Annotated in this window: 16 protein-coding genes; 4 read left to right on the plus strand and 12 right to left on the minus strand. The window is 41.5% G+C overall.

The features are described 5' to 3' along the window. Window positions 1–3: 3 nt before the first annotated feature. Both HWV01_RS08180 and HWV01_RS08185 read left to right on the plus strand, forming a co-directional pair. Window positions 4–342 (plus strand): DUF1971 domain-containing protein, encoded by a 339-nt coding sequence (locus HWV01_RS08180; protein ID WP_067042658.1) that lies wholly within the window; start codon window positions 4–6, stop codon window positions 340–342. A gap of 12 nt (window positions 343–354) precedes the next feature. Further along, window positions 355–984, plus strand: coding sequence for a DsbA family protein (locus HWV01_RS08185; RefSeq protein WP_211674909.1), 630 nt, complete (start codon window positions 355–357; stop codon window positions 982–984). 56 nt (window positions 985–1,040) lie between these two features. On the opposite strand, the gene HWV01_RS08190 is transcribed toward HWV01_RS08185, so the two are convergent. Beyond that, the gene (locus HWV01_RS08190) at window positions 1,041–2,633 is read right to left on the minus strand and encodes a BCCT family transporter (RefSeq protein ID WP_211674910.1); all 1,593 of its coding nucleotides are present in this window, start codon (window positions 2,631–2,633) and stop codon (window positions 1,041–1,043) included. 289 nt (window positions 2,634–2,922) lie between these two features. On the opposite strand from HWV01_RS08190, the gene HWV01_RS08195 reads away from it, so the two are divergent. Next, window positions 2,923–3,513 carry a DUF2238 domain-containing protein gene (locus HWV01_RS08195; RefSeq protein ID WP_211675743.1) on the plus strand — a complete coding sequence of 197 codons (591 nt, stop codon included), beginning with the start codon at window positions 2,923–2,925 and terminating at the stop codon, window positions 3,511–3,513. A 56-nt stretch (window positions 3,514–3,569) separates the two neighbouring features. On the opposite strand, the gene hutH is transcribed toward HWV01_RS08195, so the two are convergent. The 5 genes from hutH to hutC all read right to left on the minus strand — a co-directional run bounded on the left by hutH (window position 3,570) and on the right by hutC (window position 10,010). Beyond that, complete coding sequence (gene hutH / locus HWV01_RS08200; protein WP_211674911.1) at window positions 3,570–5,102, minus strand: histidine ammonia-lyase; 1,533 nt, start codon at window positions 5,100–5,102, stop codon at window positions 3,570–3,572. A gap of 27 nt (window positions 5,103–5,129) precedes the next feature. Continuing rightward, entirely contained in the window at window positions 5,130–6,800 is a 1,671-nt protein-coding gene (hutU, locus tag HWV01_RS08205) for a urocanate hydratase (protein ID WP_211674912.1), read from the minus strand. Between the two features lie 13 nt (window positions 6,801–6,813). Next, a complete protein-coding gene (gene hutG, locus HWV01_RS08210; RefSeq protein WP_211674913.1) occupies window positions 6,814–7,917 on the minus strand; it encodes a formimidoylglutamase in 1,104 nt (367 codons plus the stop codon). Continuing rightward, window positions 7,910–9,121, minus strand: a complete 1,212-nt coding sequence (hutI, locus tag HWV01_RS08215) for an imidazolonepropionase (protein WP_211674914.1) — start codon at window positions 9,119–9,121, stop codon at window positions 7,910–7,912. Before hutI ends, hutG begins: the two co-directional genes overlap by 8 nt. Before the next feature lie 184 nt (window positions 9,122–9,305). Then, window positions 9,306–10,010 carry a histidine utilization repressor gene (gene hutC / locus HWV01_RS08220; RefSeq protein ID WP_075473456.1) on the minus strand — a complete coding sequence of 235 codons (705 nt, stop codon included), beginning with the start codon at window positions 10,008–10,010 and terminating at the stop codon, window positions 9,306–9,308. A gap of 296 nt (window positions 10,011–10,306) precedes the next feature. On the opposite strand from hutC, the gene HWV01_RS08225 reads away from it, so the two are divergent. Further along, window positions 10,307–11,053: a prephenate dehydratase domain-containing protein gene (locus tag HWV01_RS08225; RefSeq protein ID WP_211674915.1), complete on the plus strand. Its 747-nt coding sequence runs from the start codon at window positions 10,307–10,309 to the stop codon at window positions 11,051–11,053. A 121-nt stretch (window positions 11,054–11,174) separates the two neighbouring features. Here HWV01_RS08225 and HWV01_RS08230 read toward each other — a convergent pair whose 3' ends face one another. The 6 genes from HWV01_RS08230 to norR all read right to left on the minus strand — a co-directional run bounded on the left by HWV01_RS08230 (window position 11,175) and on the right by norR (window position 19,673). Then, on the minus strand, window positions 11,175–11,606 hold the full coding sequence (locus HWV01_RS08230; RefSeq protein ID WP_211674916.1) for a hypothetical protein: 432 nt from the start codon (window positions 11,604–11,606) through the stop codon (window positions 11,175–11,177). Between the two features lie 329 nt (window positions 11,607–11,935). Then, on the minus strand, window positions 11,936–12,793 hold the full coding sequence (locus tag HWV01_RS08235) for an N-acetylmuramoyl-L-alanine amidase-like domain-containing protein (RefSeq protein ID WP_211674917.1): 858 nt from the start codon (window positions 12,791–12,793) through the stop codon (window positions 11,936–11,938). A gap of 149 nt (window positions 12,794–12,942) precedes the next feature. After that, entirely contained in the window at window positions 12,943–14,463 is a 1,521-nt protein-coding gene (locus HWV01_RS08240) for an aldehyde dehydrogenase family protein (RefSeq protein WP_211674918.1), read from the minus strand. A gap of 239 nt (window positions 14,464–14,702) precedes the next feature. Beyond that, a complete protein-coding gene (locus HWV01_RS08245; protein WP_211674919.1) occupies window positions 14,703–16,127 on the minus strand; it encodes a hybrid-cluster NAD(P)-dependent oxidoreductase in 1,425 nt (474 codons plus the stop codon). 116 nt (window positions 16,128–16,243) lie between these two features. Then, entirely contained in the window at window positions 16,244–17,908 is a 1,665-nt protein-coding gene (gene hcp, locus HWV01_RS08250; RefSeq protein ID WP_211674920.1) for a hydroxylamine reductase, read from the minus strand. A 196-nt stretch (window positions 17,909–18,104) separates the two neighbouring features. Further along, window positions 18,105–19,673, minus strand: coding sequence for a nitric oxide reductase transcriptional regulator NorR (norR, locus tag HWV01_RS08255; RefSeq protein ID WP_211674921.1), 1,569 nt, complete (start codon window positions 19,671–19,673; stop codon window positions 18,105–18,107). Between the last annotated feature and the right edge of the window lie 314 nt (window positions 19,674–19,987).

A 19,987-nucleotide genomic window follows, 5' to 3' on the forward strand; every position in this document is an offset into this window, starting at 1 on the left:
CTTATGCCGACAATCCCCACTGATTTTGTGAACTACAAGTCAACGCCTGTCTTTACGCCGAATAATATCCCTAAAATGTTCCTACACTTACACAATACCCGCGCAGGTGTTTACGGAAAAATTAAGGTTATTAGTGGCTCGTTGAAATTTTATGGTTTTACCGAAAGACGAGGTGCGATAGAGCAAGAGATTGTGATTGAACAAGATGAATCGGCTATCTCACCGCCTGAGTATTGGCATAAGGTTGAGTTTATGACGGATGATACAGAATTCAGAGTCGATTTTTACGCGCAGAAAGACTCTGATATTGTTGCTGAAAATCGTTCTGAGCGTAATGATTAAGGAAACTGTCAAATGCCATCAGTAAAACCAAAGCTTTATTATGTTTATGATCCAATGTGCTCGTGGTGCTGGGGGTATAAACCGATATGGAATGAAATTAAGCAGGTTGTTGCTGATGATGTAGACATTATCTATCTATTGGGTGGATTGGCACCTGATAGTAATGAGCCAATGCCTGAAATGATGCAGGCGCAAATTGCATCTTACTGGAAGAAGATTGAAAATTATCTTGGCACTGCATTTAATTATGAATTTTGGACTGAAAATACACCTCGACGTTCCACTTATCCGGCATGTAGAGCAATTCTTGCTGCACGTTCTCAAGGTGCAGAGCAGGCGATGCTTGATGCGATACAAGTTGCTTATTATCTTAATGCCAAAAATCCCAGTGATAATACAGTTTTGGTTGAATTAGCGAAGCAGCTTGGTCTAGACTCGGATAAATTTGAAACTGTGTTTGTATCTCAGCAACTTCATCAAGATTTATTAACTGAAATTGCCTTTGCTCGTTCTATAGGGGGGACGAGTTTTCCGTCTCTGTTTATTGACAAAGAAGGACGTTGCGTGGAAATACCGATTGATTATAAAAATGCTGGACTGACGGTGGAGTTGATAAGAAATGTTATTCGAGATGAGGAATAAAACAGCCTGATAATATTAAGCTAATATTGCTTATTAATGTCAGGCTGTTTTGTTTATTATGCTTTTGCTAGTGCTTTTTCTGCAAGTAGCGCATCTTGTGCTTTAGTCATCTTAATTGCAGCCATTGGCCCTGTTAACAAGGTTGCGGCAATAAGCAATGATACTGGTACAGCAGTAATCACAATGAATGATTGTAGTGCATTTAAACCACCGTCACCCGCGAGTAATAACGCTGCAGCAACACAACCCATGATAACAGCCCAGAATATGCGCTGCTTACGGTCGGGTTCATTGTCGCCTGATACAACCATCGCAATAGAATAAGCCATTGAATCACCTGTGGTAACCACAAACGTTGTTGTTAGTACCAAGAATGCAGGTAGCAAGATTTCGCTTAATGGTAATTGCTGTAATGATGCTAACAATACCGCGGGCAAGCCTGCTTCATTTAATGGGCCTGAAATAATACCTGGCGTTTGTAACTCGAGGAAGATACCTGTACCACCCAATACCGAGAACCAGAAGTTTGTTGCAATCGGAGCGCCAACGGCAACAGCCAATACTAACTCACGAATACTACGACCTTCTGAAATACGCGCAATAAAAATCGCCATCATAGGTGCAAAACCAATGAACCAGCCCCAGAAAAACCAAGTCCACCAAACATTCCAACCTGGATTGTCGTTAGTCAGGCTCATGGTTGGCATGTCTTGCAAGTAAGTTGCGAATGCACGGCCAAACTGTTCAAAGATGAATTGTGTTGGGCCTAAAATCAGAATCGCGAGCAGTAATGCAAATGCGCCAATGACGTTTAAGCGACTAAGCCACTGTAAACCTTTGTCCATGCCAGATGCGGCTGATAGTGCACAAATCAACACAACCACTGCTAATATCATCAGCTGAGAGTTCATGTCATTTTTAAGGCCTGTTAGCACTTCAAGGCTATAACCCATTTGCGATGCTAAGAAACCAATTGGACCAATTGTACCTGCAGCGACGGCAATAATTGAACATGCGTCAATCACTGCACCAAACCAATGGTTTTCTAGACGATTACCAACGATAGGGAAAAGTAACGCACGTGGGCGCAGCTTAATACCATGATGGTGATGTGCATACATCAATACAATCGTTGCGAGTGTGCCAAGCACTGACCACGCAAGGAACCCCCAATGCAAGAAGCTTTGGCTTAGTGCTGGAACAACGGCTTCAACAGTTGACCCTGTAATGTCAGGATAACTTGCTGATGGCGTAATGAAATGATAAATCGGTTCTGCTGCAGACCAGAAAACACCACCACCTGCTAAAAGCGTACACATGATCATTGCTAACCAGCGGAAGGTGCCTATTTCGGGTTTGGTTTTCATGCCCATACGCGTTTTACCGTATCGGGTTGCTGCGATGCATAATGCAACTGCAAAGTTTGCTACCATTAGCCATTGCCAAAAGTAACCAAATTGTCCAGCAGCAGCTGAAAATAAGTCTTGAATTAAGGTTGTGAAACGAGGGAGGTCGATGATCGCAGCTAATAAGAATAAGCTAATGAAGCCAATCGTTAATGCTGGAACCAATTTGTCGCTTTTGCGACGCTCTGAGGTAGTCGTTTTTACGGGTACATCTTCGCCAGTCTGGCATGCATTTACTTGCATAAAATTCTCACTAAGGGGTGAGGGGCGGTATATTACCAGTATTTTATTAATATTCCAGTTCAACATTCCTGCCGATTATGTTTTGCGATATATTTAACCAATACGTTTGTTTTTTCGATATTTTAAAGTTATTACTGTCAGTGACTTAGGGCCATTGGTACCTCGTTGGTAATATTTTGTGTTAATCGTTGTTTAGAGTGTGGTTATTTTTTGATCTTACTCTACTTGTAACATGGTGTTTACATTAATATACTCAGCGACATACATATTATTTTAGGAGTGTAGCGTTATTAAATATTTTTGGGTTTTAACTTTTGCAGTCGTACTTATTTGGTCTGGTATTGATCCAAAAGATCAGTTTACTTGGTTCCTTGAAGTTGTGCCTGCAATAATCGGCGCTGTTATTTTAGCGTCAACCTACAATAGTTTTAGACTGACTTCACTACTGTATGGTTTCATTTTGGCGCATTGTATTGTCTTGATGATAGGTGGTCATTACACGTATGCCGAAGTCCCTTTTTTTGATGGTTTATTTGGTGCAGAAAGGAATAATTACGATAAAGTTGGGCATTTCTTCCAAGGTTTTGTACCTGCATTAATTGCCAGAGAATTATTGATACGAAAGAACGTGGTTAATGGTGATCGTTGGCGGGTACTGTTTATTATCTCGGTGAGTCTCGCGTTTAGTGCCTTCTATGAACTTATCGAATGGTGGGTGGCGTTAATGACAGGAGAGAATGCTGAAGCATTTTTAGGTACACAAGGCTATATCTGGGATACCCAATCTGATATGGGGCTTGCATTATTAGGGGCGATAGTCTCAGTTTTATTACTATCTAAGTTCCACGACCGACAGCTCAATGATATAGCAAAGCCTTAAATTTGATTATGTTTGTATAAAATCATGGATTTAAGGCTTTTATCTTATTTAAGTTGTTAGAAACTAGGCAGCATGTCTCTTGCAACAAGCTTGTTGTGGGCCGCTTCTAGGAGCAGTTGATTCGCTTTGGCAATATCGGGTGCAAAGTAGCGGTCTTTGTCGTAGAAATAGACACGTTCACGTAATTCTGCTTTAGCCTGTTCAATTAATGGGGATGATTTTAGCGGCGCTCTGAAATCAAGTCCTTGTGCCGCAGACAGCAGCTCAACCGCTAAGATACCACGGGTATTTTCAGCCATGTCTTTTAAACGGCGCCCAGCAAAGGTCGCCATAGATACATGATCTTCTTGGTTGGCTGAGGTTGGTAAGCTATCAACCGATGCTGGATGGGCTAATGACTTGTTCTCACTGGCTAACGCCGCTGCAGTTACCTGTGCGATCATAAAGCCAGAGTTAACGCCGCCATTATCTACGAGGAATGGCGGTAATTTACTTAAGCTGCTGTCAATTAATAGTGCCATGCGACGTTCCGATAAACTGCCTATCTCAGCAAGCGCAAGCGCAAGATTATCACTGGCCATCGCAATGGGTTCAGCGTGGAAGTTACCCGCCGAGATAATGTCGCCATCATCGGCAAACACTAACGGATTATCTGACACTGAATTGGCTTCGATTTCGAAAATTTCAGCTGAATTACGGATCTGCTGTAAACATGCGCCCATTACTTGTGGCTGACAACGGAGTGAGTAAGGGTCTTGGACTTTTTCACATGCCGTGTGAGAATTACCAATTTCACTGCTAAATTCAAGTATGTGACGATACATAGTTGCTGAGTCCATTTGTGACCGATGACCACGGACTCGGTGAACGCGTGGATCAAACGGGCGACGGCTACCAAGCGCAGCTTCCACTGTCATTGCGCCACATAAGGTTGCTGAAGCAAACAGATCTTCGGCAGCAAATAATCCTTCAAGGCCAAACGCAGTAGATGCTTGCGTGCCGTTTAACAAGGCTAACCCTTCTTTCGGCGCTAACGTGATCTTCTGCATGCCTGCAATCGTTAATGCTTCTTCTCCAGAAATGACGTTACCTTGATGGCGCGCTTCACCTTCACCCAGTAATACTGTACTCATGTGGGCAAGGGGGGCGAGGTCACCCGATGCCCCCACTGAACCTTTTTTCGGTACGCACGGGTAAACTTCGGCATTAACTAGTTGTATTAACGCTTCAATAACCGATAAACGAATGCCAGAAAAACCACGCGCGAGACTGTTAATTTTAAGAACCATCATCAACCGTACGGTTTCATCATTCATGAACTCTCCGATACCTGCTGCATGAGATAGCACGATACTACGCTGTAATGTTTCGAGATCTTCTGGCGCGATACGGGTGTTAGCAAGCAGGCCAAATCCGGTATTAATACCGTAAGCAACCCGGTTTTCGGCAATGACGTTATTTACAATTTCTGTGCTGGCATGGATATCATCGTAACAGCGAGGGTCGAGCGAAACCTGCACAGGGGCACGACTGATTTGACGAAGTTGTGCCAGGGTAAGTTGTCCAGGCTTAATTGTTAGTTGGTACATGTTTTTCTCCAAAATTATTTATACCAATTATTTAAGCATCGGTAGGTCTAAGTTTTGTTCTTTCGCGCAGGTTTTGGCAAGATCATAACCCGCATCGGCATGGCGCATGACACCAGTGGCTGGATCGTTATGTAATACACGACTAATACGTTCATGGGCATCATCGGTGCCGTCACAAAGTATCACCATGCCTGAATGTTGAGAGAAGCCCATGCCAACGCCGCCGCCATGATGCAGTGATACCCAAGTAGCACCACTTGCTGTATTGAGCAGAGCGTTTAATAGTGGCCAATCCGAAACGGCATCAGAACCATCCATCATGCCTTCGGTTTCGCGATTAGGACTCGCAACAGAACCGGAATCAAGGTGATCTCGGCCAATTACAATTGGCGCTTTAAGTTCGCCATTTTTAACCATTTCGTTAAAGGCCAAACCAAGACGTTGACGGTCTTTTAAGCCAACCCAACAAATACGTGCTGGCAGGCCTTGGAATTGAATGCGTTCGCGTGCCATGTCTAACCAGTTGTGTAGCTGTGGATTATCTGGGATCAACTCTTTTACTTTTTGATCTGTTTTGTAGATATCTTCTGGATCGCCAGACAATGCAACCCAGCGGAAAGGACCTATGCCTTCACAGAAAAGTGGGCGAATATAGGCGGGCACAAACCCGGGGAAATCAAACGCATTATCAACGCCTTCTTCCAGTGCCATTTGACGAATGTTATTACCATAATCTACCGTTGCTGAACCTGCTTTTTGCAGTTCTAACATGGCTTGTACTTGTACCGCCATTGATTGTTTCGCGGCTTTAACGACAACCGCTTCATCTTCTTTACGCATTGACGCGGCATGTGCCATCGTCCAACCTTGAGGTAAATAGCCATTAAGTGGATCATGGGCTGATGTTTGGTCGGTAGTACAATCTGGTACGACACCACGTTTCACTAATTCAGGGAAAATATCGGCGGCATTACCAAGTAGGCCAATCGAAGTTGGTTGCTTGTTTTTGATTGCTTCATCAAGTAGCGCTAATGCTTCATCAAGACTTGTTGCTTTTTTATCGACATAACCGGTACGCAAGCGGTAATCAATACGTGATTCATCACATTCAACGGCAATCATGGAGAAACCAGCCATCGTAGCTGCAAGCGGTTGTGCGCCACCCATGCCACCTAAACCACCTGTTAATACCCAGCGACCTTGTGCTTGGCCGTTAAAATGTTGTTTAGCCATGGCTACAAATGTTTCGTACGTACCTTGCACAATACCTTGTGAACCAATATAAATCCAAGAACCTGCGGTCATTTGCCCGTACATCATCAAGCCTGCTTTATCGAGCTTGTTGAAGTGTTCCCAGTTTGCCCAATGCGGGACTAGGTTTGAGTTAGCAATCAGTACACGCGGTGCATTACTGTGGGTCTTGAATACGCCAACTGGTTTACCTGATTGTACAAGGAGTGTTTCATCATCCTCTAAACGTTTTAGTACTTCGACTATTTTGTCGTAACATTCCCAATCACGCGCCGCGCGACCAATGCCGCCATAAACAACCAATGCATGTGGATGCTCGGCAACATCAGGGTGTAGATTGTTCATCAACATGCGTAATGGCGCTTCGGTTTGCCATGATTTAGCGTTGAGTTGGGTGCCGTGAGGGGCAATGATAGTACGAGACGTATCTAAACGTTTATCTGTCATTAGGATTTCCTTTTCACTTGAACATGGCGCGGGTGATATCCCACGTTAATCGTGCTGCAAGTCTTGCAGTTTGATTGTCTATATCAAAATTGGGATTGTATTCAGCTAAATCAGCTACTAGCAATTTTGCTTGGCCTGCGGTATTTCTAGCGTTAAATATGGGTTGTAGTAATGCTTCGACACTTTCATAATTCACCCCACGTGCTGCTGGTGCGCTAACTCCGGGCGCTGTGCTTGCAGAGAATACATCGATATCTATGGTCAGATAGAGGTAATCCACATTATCAATAAATGCGATTAACTCTTCGATACGCTCGGCAAGGTGATAAGAAGCCAGCTGGTGGTCTTCGCGATAATGTACTCCAAGTTGATCTGCGAGGGTGAATAACGCTTGGGTATTACTGGCGCGACTGACACCAAGGCACGCATAATTAAACGCCCAGCCGAGTTGTTGGCAGTGTTTCGCGATCTGATTAAATGGCGTGCCTGAGCTAGTTGGGAACGCTTGTTCGTCTGCTGAATAGGTGCGTAAGTCAAAATGGGCATCAAAGTTGATAATGCCAATTTTCGGTTTGTTTACTTTTGCTGTTTGGAAATGCTGAGCTAATCCTTGGAATGTTCCCCAAGCGATTTCGTGTCCACCCCCTAATACCATCACTTTGTTTTGTTGGTTGAGGGCTATCTCGACATGGTTGGCCAGTTCTTTTTGGCTGGCGGCTAAATCAGTATCGTTGCAATAGATATTACCTGCATCAACAAAGGTTGACGTGCTAGTACCTGTATCTCTATCTGTAAAAGCAGCATTGTCATGATGCCATGCGGTATTTGCGAGGGCTTTACGAATAAGATCCGGTGCTTGTACTGCGCCAACACGGCCTTTATTACGTTTTACACCTTCATCGCAAGCGAAACCGAGTAGGACAACTCCAGCTTGGTTTGTAGGTTGCTTGCCATTTGTTAATCGCTCGTCTTCTCCGATTAAAGTGACTTTTTGATGAAAACGCATGCCTGCTTCACCGTCTTCGGCGTCAATTCGACCCTGCCAAATATCAGCATTAGTTGCGGCATGATTCGTTATTGTATGTTGGGAACCTGCGGAATCCGTTGTTTTAGTCATGACAAATCTCTCCGTTAACGATGCGAGAGTGTAATCTTGGTGTACCCACTTCATAAGCGAGCTGTGCAGGGTGTTCGATATTCCAGATTGCCAAATCAGCATCATAGCCAACTCTAATTTGGCCGCGTGAATCTTGTAACCCTAACGCGCGTGCCGCATGGCAAGTTACGCCACGTAATGCTTCTTCAGGCGTTAATCTAAATAAAGTACAGCCCATATTCATCATCATAGTTAACGATGCGATAGGTGAGGTACCTGGGTTAAAATCGGTTGCTAATGCCATTGGCACGTTATGTTGACGCAGTAATTCAATGGGTGGTAGTTGGGTTTCTCTTAAAAAGTAGAATGCGCCGGGAAGCAAGGTCGCGACAGTGCCATGTTCAGCAAGTGCTTTCACGCCTTGCTCGTCAAGGAATTCGATATGATCAACCGAGGTCGCGCCCATTGTTGCGGCAAGTTCACTTCCGCCAAGGTTACTTAATTGTTCTGTGTGGCCTTTGATGCCCAATCCATAAGATAAAGCAGCCTCGAAAACGGTTTTCGTTTGTGCCAAGTTAAAACCAATGCCTTCGCAGAATACATCCACAGAGTCCACGAGTTTAGCTGCAACTGCGGCTGGTATTATTTCGTCACACACATAGCGGATATAGCTATCGGCATTGTCTTTATATTCAGGTGGTACGGCGTGTGCGGCCAGTAGTGTTGTTGATACTTTAATACTGGCATGCAGCTCTAATTGTTTAGCTGCGCGTAGCATTTTTAATTCGTCTTCCAGCGTTAAGCCGTAACCCGATTTGATTTCAATCGTGGTAACGCCATCTGAGATCAGTGCAGATAGACGTTGTAGGGCGAGTTCAACAAGTTGTCTTTCGCTTGCTGCGCGAGTCGCGTTTACGGTCGATAGGATGCCGCCACCTTGTTTGGCGATTGTTTCATACGGCACGCCAGTTAAGCGTTGCTCAAACTCTTTGGCACGGTTACCTGCAAAAACCAGATGGGTATGACTGTCGATAAGACCCGGTGTAATAAGGCGGTTTTGGTAATCGATAATGTGTGAGTAGTCTGCTGACGGGCACTGCTGCATTGGACCTATTTCGACTATCTTGCCGTGGGCAATTGCAATGAAACAATGAGGCTGTATTTGGTAATCTGAATCACTTTGATCCATGGATACAATTGTTGTATTCGTTAGCAGTAAACTCATCAGAATCTCACGTCATTTAATGTATATACAAATAAATAGACAATTTAGATACAAATGGCAAGTTTTAAATTAACTTGTTGTGACTAAGTACTGGTTTTGTTAATGAAATGAATGTGTTTTTATGATCGTTGTCGATTTAAAAAAAACCGACACATTGTTTGGCATAATGATTTTAATACGGGTGCTATATTTCGGCTTTTAGGCTGAGTTTGTATTTATCTGCTGGATGATACAGTAGCGCAACACTGATTAAATCTTGTTTGCTCCACGTGCGACGATTGAGTAATAAACAAGGTTGTTGCGCTGTTAAATTCAAGTGCTGCTGAATAGAGGCACTTGGCATTATTGCTTCAACAGTATGTTCAATCGAGCTTAATGGGCAGTTTTTGGTGAGGTATTCATTGGGTGTCGCCAGATTGAAATCTTGTTCGAGATAGTTTGGTGCAAATTCTGGATTAACCCAGCGTAACTCAAGTTGCAGTGCAATATCATCTTCAAAGTGAATGATTTCACTGAAGAATATAGGGGTTTCAAGCTTCACACCTAGTCTCATGGCAATCTCATCATCCGCTTGTATAGCCACTTTCGTTAACACTTTATTGCTGTAGTTTTTACCACGTTGACGGATCTCATCTGCAATATTACGAATATCACTCAGTGATGACTCAATCTTTTTCTGGCAGACAAACGTACCTAATCGTGGCGTTCTTTCCAGTAGACCTTTGTTGACTAAATCGCGGATCGCTTTATTTACCGTCATGCGGCTAACACTAAACTGTTTGGTTAATTCGAGTTCTGTCGGGATCTTGCTTCCAGGCATCCAAACGTGAGAATTTATTTTTTCAAGAATGAAGTCTTGGATTTGAATATAGCGCGGCGAACTGTTCATAGCGTCTAACCTTAATAACATCTAACTTTAATAGCAGTATAATGGAGTAATCAATTAAACTTAATTGACTATACAAATAATCTATTAGTTAGCAATAAAATGCAAGTTATTATGTGTGGGGGTTAGTTCGCTATATTTTACATAGCGACTATTTGAGTATTCTGTTGATGGTTAAGCTTACAGTTTGATAGTTATTGATTAATTTGAAGCTTGTTTTGTTTTTGTTATAAGTATTTATAACAATAAGATGAAAATTATGATTAACTACCCATATTTGAATACAGGGAAAGGTTATTTTGAAGAAACTTAATAAATATATACTATCTATTGGGGCTGTTTTGGCTATTAGTTTGGCATTTTTTATGGGGACAAGCACGGGTACAAATTCTCTCGTGTATGTACAAGCATCCAAAGGAAGTTTTAATGATGCAGCAATAACTCAATTATTTTCACTGAAACCAAAACTAAGGGCTGACGTAATATTTTCAGGCACACCTAAAAATGTTTTTAAGTTAGCTAATGAAAATAACGAGCTTGCCTTTGCTGCTGTTACCAACTCCACGATAGAAGGTAATCTTGTACAAGCTAGTGTTAAAGCAGTTCAAGAGTATAAAATTACTGATGTTAAAGCTTTAATTTCAATACCGATTGAAATGTGCGTATTGATGAATACAGATGATATTAAGAAAAAGAATGAAATAAAATATATTGCTTCACATCCTGCGGCACTAAAGCAAATTTATAAATGGAAAACCCCATTAAATGTAGAGGAAATTTCGGTTCCAGAAGGCACGGCAGCAGCTGCTGAAAAAGTATCTCAAAACAAATATCCAGCAGGAACCGCTGCGATAGGATCTTGCGTTCTTGAATCAACGTATCCTCATTTAGCTGTAGTTGCCAAAGGTGTTCAAGATAATAAAAATAATAATACTTCTTTTTTATTAGCCAAAGTGGAAAAACGAGATACTCTTTTAACTGAGTTGGAAGCAAGGGCAGAGCTGAATAAAGCAATAAGTACATCAATTAATATAACTGAAAAGTAAGCTCTATCGCATCAACATTTTAGTTTGTTGTGGTTTATGACATAAGACCTCCTAATTGGAGGTCTTTTTGATCTTTAAGTTGGCATAGATATAACCCGGATTATTTGTATTAGCCCTGATTTTACTTTACCGATTTAGCCCTGATTATTTCACAGCCGTGACTTCCTTTTAAACTGACTTCTTCTGTATATTCATCAGGGTACGATACATGAACTGTATAATTACATTCAGTTTGATTTGCTGATGTCGATGATATGGTTCCCACGTAGTAATCTTGCCAAGCACCTGCTTGTTTTAATTCAAATATTGAATTTTTAGGAAGATCTAATTGTGTTTTTTCATCTACTTTATAAGCCTTACATAAGTCTTTGTTGTCATTGTTATATGTGCACAATATACCCAGTGGTTCATTAGGGTTTTCTTCTTTATTATAAACTTTTAGTATGAAAATATTTCTATCACTCATGTTGCCATCTGTGGATAAAGTTATAGAGTCAGCAAAGCTATTAGCGCTACAAAGTAAAGACGCTATTATTAATGATATTTTTTTCATTATTATCCTATTTGTTATTAATGATGATTTAATTATTTTAGGTATGGCTTCTTAAATCGATTTCACATTAAGTGTCCCAAGAAAAAGTTGGGTACCATTAAGGCTGTGATTAATGTGCAACATGGTGAATGTACCAGCCCTAGCCAATAAGAGGTGCTGGTAATATCATACACAGACCAGTACCCCTTTGGTAGTAAATTGTATTGGCGGGTGTAGGGTGGTTAATATGTGTTATTAAGTGAGATAAAAATCATCAACATGGGGCTATTGAACATAACCGCTTGACTAGTACCATAGCAGCTTCAATATTTCGAGACAGGGTCGAAATTTTAAAGTGCTCTGTAGACTACAATTCCTGGTTTATCTTGGACATATTCTAAAAATGGTGTATCAACGACTTTCATATTTTTAGAGATAGATGATGCATTTCTATATACTGGTCCATTCTTCCCTCTAATAAATATCCCAGTATGGGTTACATCTAGTCCTTTTATGTTTGTATATATACCAATGTAGTCACCATTTTTAAGATTATTCACTACACTGTCATCTATACTTTCCCCTGGAATATATGTTATTTTTCTTGAGGTTATTGCTAATCCCTTGATGTAAGTTCCACCATCCTCTTTTTGATTTAATTCTTTTTGTATCGTTTTCGTGTTATCTGTTAAATCTTCTGTCACATCTTCAGCATTTCTGTCCCCATTATCATCTACATAAGTCCAGTCTGAAAAGAAATGTTTTCTTAATAAAAAATCTACTTCACTATTTTTATATCGCGTGTTGATTAAATTATCTGAAAAATCATATGAGAAATCATATGATTTTCTTAAAGCTTCTACATAATCTAAAAAGGTAAAACAATCTAATGCTCTGAAATCTGCTACAAACCTTTCTTTTTCTATATCAGAGCCAATAAGACGGTTTTTCACATAGGACGAATCTAAGAATAATTTAGAAATAGCTTTAATCTTTTTTTGGTTGCTTTGATTTCTTTGTAAAATACGATCAAGCTTATTAGATTTTTTCTCATATAGAGATGCATAAAATTTAAAGTCACGAACTTTATGTTTATGAGTTAAAGCATCGTTGTCAAAATTAACATCATGCTCTCCTAGTGCCGCATAATTTGAGGTACTAAACAATAGTGCTGTGAGTAAAGATATTGGTAAAACTTTTAACTTCATAATAAAAATCCATTTTAGTGGTTTATTTAATTTGACCTCCTAATTGGAGGCTTTTTTGATTAGGGGCAGAGGTTTAATTTAGCAACTTAACGATAATGGGCTAACCATTAAGCTGCTAATTTATTAAATCAGAATAGAGGGAGGTTTAATTAGAAAAAACCTAGCGGGTTCACATCATAACTGACCAGTAAATTTTTGGTCTGCTGGTAATGCTCTAAAGCAACCTTATGAGTTTCACGGCCGACACCTGATTTTTTATATCCGCCAAACGCTGCGTGGGCAGGGTACATGTGGTAACAGTTCGTCCATACGCGGCCTGCTTGGATCTTACGGCCCATGCGGTAAGCTACATTCATGTCGCGACTCCAAACTCCCGCACCTAAGCCAAATTCAGAATCATTGGCTAATTCAAGCGCTTCTTCTTCGGTTTTAAAGGTGGTTACTGCGATCACTGGTCCAAAAATTTCTTCTTGGAAGATGCGCATATCATTCGTGCCTTTAAGCAGCGTTGGTTGGATATAAAATCCGTCTTCATAATCGGTATGTACTTCTTCAATATCGCCACCAATGAGTAGCTCTGCGCCTTCAGCTTTACCAATTTCAATATACTTTAAAATCTTATCAAATTGCTCTTGTGACGCTTGCGCACCAACCATAGTTTCGGTATCTAGCGGGTTACCACGTTTGATTAATTTGGTACGTTCGATGATCTTAGCGACAAATTGCTCGTAGATGTCTTCGTGAACCAGTAATCGAGATGGGCAAGTACAGACTTCACCTTGGTTGAAATAGGCGAGTACTACACCTTCAATACATTTACTTAGATAAGCATCTTCATGATCCATGATATCTGGGAAGAAGATGTTCGGTGATTTTCCGCCCAGCTCGACCGTTGATGGAATAATGTTTTCGGCTGCACATTTCAGGATATGTGAACCAACAGGAGTGGAACCAGTAAAGGCTATTTTAGCAATACGAGTACTGCTAGCAAGGGCTTGACCTGCTTCAGCGCCATAGCCGTTGACGATATTCAGTACACCGGCTGGTAATAGATCTTCAATTAATTCCATTAATACTAAAATAGATGCAGGTGTTTGCTCTGCAGGTTTAAGGATCACGCAGTTACCAGCAGCCAGTGCAGGTGCGAGTTTCCATGCAGCCATAAGAATAGGGAAGTTCCAAGGAATGATCTGACCTACGACTCCAAGAGGTTCATGGAAGTGATAAGACACTGTGTTTTCGTCAATATCACCGATACTACCTTCTTGAGCACGTAAACAACCTGCGAAATAACGGAAGTGATCAACCGCCAAAGGAATGTCTGCAGCTAATGTTTCTCGGATTGCTTTACCGTTATCCCAGGTTTCTGCTATTGCGAGTTGAGTCAGGTTTTCTTCTAAACGATCGGCTATTTTTAGCAGTATATTAGAACGGGCAGTAACAGATGTAGTACCCCAAGCATCTTTGGCTTTATGGGCGGCATCTAGTGCAAGTTCGATATCAAGGTGATTTGAGCGTGGTATTTGACAGATGACTTCGCCATTTATTGGGCTAATGTTATCAAAGTAACAGCCGTTTTGTGGCTCTACCCATTGGCCGCCAATGAAATTTTGGTAACGCGGTTTAAAATTAACAAGTGCATCTTGAGTACCTGGTGCTGCATAGATCATAACTCTTTCCTTTGGTTATTGTTTTGATAAGCAATAATCCTATCATGATGCAAATGTAATTAAACATAATGAAATGTAACGGAATGTAACCTATTAGGGGTAAATGTAAGATATGTAACGTAATGCATTAACTGTAATATAACACTGGGTCGAAAAATTCGATAATACAGCCATAGTAGAGGTGTATTATGGCTGTATTATCGAATTGGGAACCAGGATTTAAGTCACAAGATGATTCATTAGCTTAATGCGACAGTCACATCATCTCTAAGAGTACTTGAGCAGGCTAATACAAACCCTTGCTCAACATCTTCTTCGGTGAGGGTCTCGGTACTTGTCGACGTTACTGAACCTTTGGTTACTTTACACTTACAAGATCCACAAACCCCGGCGCGACATGCACCAATAACGGGAACGCCATGCTTTTCTAATGCATCTAATAACAATGAACCTTGAATGACTTCTGCTTCAACCGCAAAGTCAGGGACGTGTAGCATGACACTTGTTTCTGTAGCGCCTGATGAGATCTGATCTTGTTGTTTGTTATCTGCTGCAGGTGTAAAGCTTTCTTGGAAGAAGTTGGCCATATCAAAGTCACTTTCTTGGGCTATATTTTCAACCGCTTTCATGAAGCCGACAGGACCGCATAGGAAAATAGTGCGTTGATTTAGATCTGGATACAACTGTCGAATCACGTCGGCACTGACCATGCCTGTTTGATGCGACAAGGCTCTGCTATTCGTCTTTTCATTCGTATTGTCATTAGCACTGAAACTCGCAAAGCCGTCACTGTTTTCTAATAGCAATTGCACTTTGAAATTACTATATTGCGTAAGTAACGTCTGCATTTCATCATGGAAGATAACGTTGTCTTTATCTCGGGCACAATGTAAAAATTCAATGTCAGCATCGCTATTGTGCGCTAATAATGTCTTTGCTATCGACATGACTGGTGTGATACCACAACCTGCGCTGATAAGCAGCAGTTTAGATTTGTGCTTACAATCACTGCTATTGAATTGACCCGCAATGTTTAATGCTGACAAGCTATCCCCGATACTTAAGTTATCTGCAAGCCAGTTAGAGACTAAGCCATCGGGTACGCGTTTAATGGTCAAACGTAACTGCTTTTGTTGTGGTGCTGAGCTAATTGAATAGGCGCGATAATGGGTTTTATTTTCTATCTTCACTGCTAAAGTAACAAATTGACCGGGCTTAAAATCAAATAGTGCTTGATCTGCAGCTGCAAAGGTAAAGCTCATCGAGTCATGGGTTTCTGATTCACGCTTAACTAAGACTAATGGTGTTGCCGAAGGCGACCATGCTGCTGGTTTTAAATTTGGCTTGGTGATTGTTTCACCAAGTGAGAAATTCAGTTTTGGTGTTGAAAGCTTTGATGATGGTTTTGCTGAGCTTGGTTTTGTTGTGATCGTTGAATTATCACCACCGAGAGAAAAGCTAAGCTTTGGCGTTGCTAGTTTTGGTGATGAAAATTTCGGTGTTGATATTTTTAATGTAGATAGTGTTGGTGCTTGTAGTTTACTGCTTACAGGCGCTGGTTGTTCTTTGCTTGTCGCAGATTGACCTAATCCTGAGCTATTCAATTTAAGAGACTTAAGTACAGGTGGAGAAAGCGTTGAAGATGGTGTTTTTGTAGAAGACATGATTGCACCTATCGCAGTGATAATTGAAGGTTTGGATGGTTTATGGCGTGTCGAATGTACTTTAACCAATGCGAATATGATCGCATTGGCTAGAGAATACTATTTACCAGCTAGTATTATTTACCCGCTAACATGGTCGCTAAGTCAGCATCAACGTCACCAATACTGCGCATATCAAAGTTATCTTGTAATGCTTTGATCAAGTTGTCAGTCAAGAACGCTGGCGCTGTCGGACCGGTATAAATACCTTTGATACCTAACGCGAATAACGTCAGTAGCACCACGATGGCTTTTTGTTCAAACCAAGACAATACGATGCTTAATGGCAGTTCGTTTACGCCGCAATCAAACTCTTCTGCTAATGCTAATACCAGTTGGATAGCGGAGTAAGTATCGTTGCATTGACCAACATCTAATAAACGTGGGATACCATTGATATCACCAAATTCTTTTTTGTTGAAACGGTATTTACCACAAGCTAAGGTTAATACTACCGAGTCCTTCGGCGTATTCACGGCTAAATCAGTGAAGTAACTGCGCTCTGACTTATCACCGTCACAGCCGCCGATTAAGAAGAAGTGTTTGATATTACCTGCTTTCACTTCATTGATAACGGTAGGTGCCGCTTCCATTAATGCATTGCGGCCAAAGCCGACTGTGATCTTGTGTTCAATTTCGGTGTGCGCAATACCAGATTGAGCTAAGGCACATTCGATCACTTGTGAGAAATCATCGCCTTCAATATGCACAACGCCAGGCCAGCCAACAATACTACGGGTGAATAGGCGATCTGCGTATTGACCCACATTCGGATTGATTAGACAGTTAGATGTCATTACGATAGCACCGGGGAAGTTAGCAAATTCTTTTTGCTGATTTTGCCAAGCACTACCGAAGTTGCCAACCAAGTGTGGGTATTTGTTAAGTTCAGGGTAACCGTGTGCAGGTAACATTTCACCGTTGGTATAAACATTGATCCCTTTACCTTCGGTTTGTTGCAGGATCTTTTCTAAATCATGTAAGTCATGACCAGAAACCAGAATACACTTACCAGCAACCGGCTTTACGTTTACTTGAGTTGGTTGTGGATGACCAAAGGTATCTGTCTCACCTTTGTCTAGCATTTCCATAATACGGTAGTTTAGTAAACCAATTTGCATTGATGTTTCTAATAACGTATTTGCATCCGTCGGTTCAGTGCCTAAGAATGCCATGATCTGATGATATTCACCGCTCACTGATTCGTCACTTTGGCCAAGTACGTTTGCGTGTTCCATGTATGCTGCAGCACCCTTAAGGCCGTATAAACATAATAAACGCAAACCAATAATGTCTTCGTGTAATTCGTCATGACCACGGTTAACCGCCGCTTCGGGTGCAAAATTCATGACTTCTTCAGCGGTTGCTGGTAATACAAATTGTGCAGCAGGAGATAATTCAGGTAACGCTTCGCCCGCCGCTGCTGCAGCAGCCATTACTTGCGTGCGTAGTTGGATTTTGTAACGCTCAGCAATTTCAGTGTATTCAGTAATACGCTCTGGCACAAAGTTAACGTTGGTTAGCGTCGAGAAAAATGCACGTGGTGCCCAAGCATCGATCTCAGCATCAATGATGTTGTATTTACGTGCTAGCTCGGCCCAAAAAGACACGCCTTGTAAATTAAATACGAGTACGTCTTGTAGGTCTGAAACATCAGCCGTTTTACCACACATACCTTGAGTATAAGAACAGCCTTTCGACACAGGGGTTTGAACAGTTTGCTCACATTGAATACAGAACATTTAAGACTCCATTATAATTATAATTATATTATTGATATCGAATTAACGATGATCTCGGGATCTATATTGCACTGAACGTGCCAAGTTTTATCTGTTTGATATTTATCGTTTTTATGTTTTTTGTATATTGAGTTCGATGTACTAACTACATCAATGCTGATGTGATTAGTACATCATTAATGGTTATCGATGTGTTTTAAACTAACGCGACTGCACGTAACGCTTTGGGCTTAATTCCGAGTTTTTTTCCCATTTTATATAAATTACCGCGATCCATTTGTAAGAATTCTGCGGCTTGTGCCCAAACAAAGTTTGATTGCTGCAGCGCATGCGAAATGAGCTTGGTTTGATACACTTCTACTGCGCCCCGTAGTTCAAACGATGTCGTAGGCAAGTCATTTATTTCTGTTTCTGCTTCGAATGAGGCAGTCTGGCTTACTTCATCGGATAAGTGCTGCTGTAAAATCAGGCTTTGTTGTGCTTGAATAGCCCGTAACCCTGCACGCATTAAGGTATGTTCTAATTCGCGTACGTTCCCCGGCCAACTGTAGTGATTAAGTGCGGTTAATGCTTGTGGGTGCAGTTGCAATTTAGCCACATTAAATTGTGAACGAACCCGATCAAGAATATGCCCAGATAATACCGCAACATCCCCCCAGCGGTCTCGCAGTGGTGGCACGTTAATAGGAAATACATTTAAACGGTGGAACAGGTCACTACGAAAGCGGCCTGCTGCGACTTCTTCGGTTAAATTACGGTTAGTTGCAGCGATAATGCGGACATTTATCATTAAGTTCTTATCTGCACCGACTCGCTGTACTTCACCTTGCTGAATAACTCGCAGTAGTTTGGCCTGCATTAATAAGGGTAATTCACCAATTTCATCTAAGAATATAGTGCCGCCATCGGCCAACTCAAATTTACCCGGCCGATTACTGATAGCACCTGTAAATGCCCCCTTAACATGACCAAATAATTCACTCTCAGCCAGACTTTCGGGCAATGCCGCGCAGTTTACGTAAATCATAGGTTGTGTTGCGCGTGAGGAATTGGAGTGGATAGCATGGGCGACTAACTCTTTCCCTGTGCCTGTTTCACCACTGATTAATACAGCATAATTGGAATAAGCCACCATGTTAATATTGTTACGCAGAGCTTGCATTTCGGGACTTATACCGACCAATTCACCGCCTTTATTCCGGGCTTCTTGAATGAGCACTTGGTTCATATTTTGCTGTTGCTGGTGGCTTTTTCGTAGGGCCTCAACTTGATTTACATTGCGAATGGTTGCAGCGGCTAATGCTGCAAAGGTGGCAACGGTTATATTGTCAATGCGCTTGAAAGCGCCGACCTGCATGGCGTCAAGGGTGATAAGGCCAACCAAATGATCTTCAACATATAAGCTACAACCCATGCAGTCATGCACGTCTATCGACCGATTCGGATCGTCTTTTAATAACCCGTCAAAGGGGTCGGGCAAGGTTGAGCTTGCGGGAAAGCGCACAGGTTCTCGGTTGGCTAGAATAGCTTGTAGGCGAGGGTGCTGCTGCGGGTCGAATCGTTGGCCTAATACTTCATCAGATAAGCCATTGACGGCAGCTGCCGATAATAACCCTTCATCGTCAAGAATGAACAAAGCACTGGCATCACAAGGTAGAACCGACTGTAACGACTGCATCAAACGTTGGTAATGATGACCTGACGGTAAATTTAAATTGAGATCGAGTGCAATTTGTAACATCGCTTGGTCGAGAGGAGTTTGCATACGTAGGCCTTAATATCGAGAGTGATGTGATTTTTACATCGAGGTTAATGGCTGTAAATACTTGTGTGCAGAAAGGCTTGGATAACAAAAGCTTTGTTGATCTTGATTAATATTATAAGGGATTATTGCAGTCTATTTGTTCAAGCTGGCTAGTCTAGTCGATCGAACTTACCTATAAATTCATTAACCATACTTCCATCTCATTGTTTATTAAATTTTTGTTTCATTTAGATTTTAGTTTGATGCTTATAACTAAGTAATGTAATGATGATACGTGTGTTGTATCAACAGTGATTAGACACAAGGAAGTTATT

The organism is Moritella sp. 5, from assembly GCF_018219455.1.
In the GTDB taxonomy this organism is placed as follows: Bacteria; Pseudomonadota; Gammaproteobacteria; order Enterobacterales; family Moritellaceae; genus Moritella.

Bases quoted from the DNA above. Each gene is read 5' to 3' on its own strand.
- norR (WP_211674921.1), bottom strand. From the start codon at position 19,673: ATGCAAACTCCTCTCGACCAAGCGATGTTACAAATTGCACTCGATCTC.
- hutG (WP_211674913.1), bottom strand. From the start codon at position 7,917: ATGACTAAAACAACGGATTCCGCAGGTTCCCAACATACAATAACGAAT.
- HWV01_RS08230 (WP_211674916.1), bottom strand. From the start codon at position 11,606: ATGAAAAAAATATCATTAATAATAGCGTCTTTACTTTGTAGCGCTAAT.
- hutC (WP_075473456.1), bottom strand. From the start codon at position 10,010: ATGAACAGTTCGCCGCGCTATATTCAAATCCAAGACTTCATTCTTGAA.
- hcp (WP_211674920.1), bottom strand. From the start codon at position 17,908: ATGTTCTGTATTCAATGTGAGCAAACTGTTCAAACCCCTGTGTCGAAA.
- hutU (WP_211674912.1), bottom strand. From the start codon at position 6,800: ATGACAGATAAACGTTTAGATACGTCTCGTACTATCATTGCCCCTCAC.
- HWV01_RS08235 (WP_211674917.1), bottom strand. From the start codon at position 12,793: ATGAAGTTAAAAGTTTTACCAATATCTTTACTCACAGCACTATTGTTT.
- HWV01_RS08245 (WP_211674919.1), bottom strand. From the start codon at position 16,127: ATGTCTTCTACAAAAACACCATCTTCAACGCTTTCTCCACCTGTACTT.
- hutH (WP_211674911.1), bottom strand. From the start codon at position 5,102: ATGTACCAACTAACAATTAAGCCTGGACAACTTACCCTGGCACAACTT.
- hutI (WP_211674914.1), bottom strand. From the start codon at position 9,121: ATGAGTTTACTGCTAACGAATACAACAATTGTATCCATGGATCAAAGT.
- HWV01_RS08180 (WP_067042658.1), top strand. From the start codon at position 4: ATGCCGACAATCCCCACTGATTTTGTGAACTACAAGTCAACGCCTGTC.
- HWV01_RS08190 (WP_211674910.1), bottom strand. From the start codon at position 2,633: ATGCAAGTAAATGCATGCCAGACTGGCGAAGATGTACCCGTAAAAACG.
- HWV01_RS08185 (WP_211674909.1), top strand. From the start codon at position 355: ATGCCATCAGTAAAACCAAAGCTTTATTATGTTTATGATCCAATGTGC.
- HWV01_RS08240 (WP_211674918.1), bottom strand. From the start codon at position 14,463: ATGATCTATGCAGCACCAGGTACTCAAGATGCACTTGTTAATTTTAAA.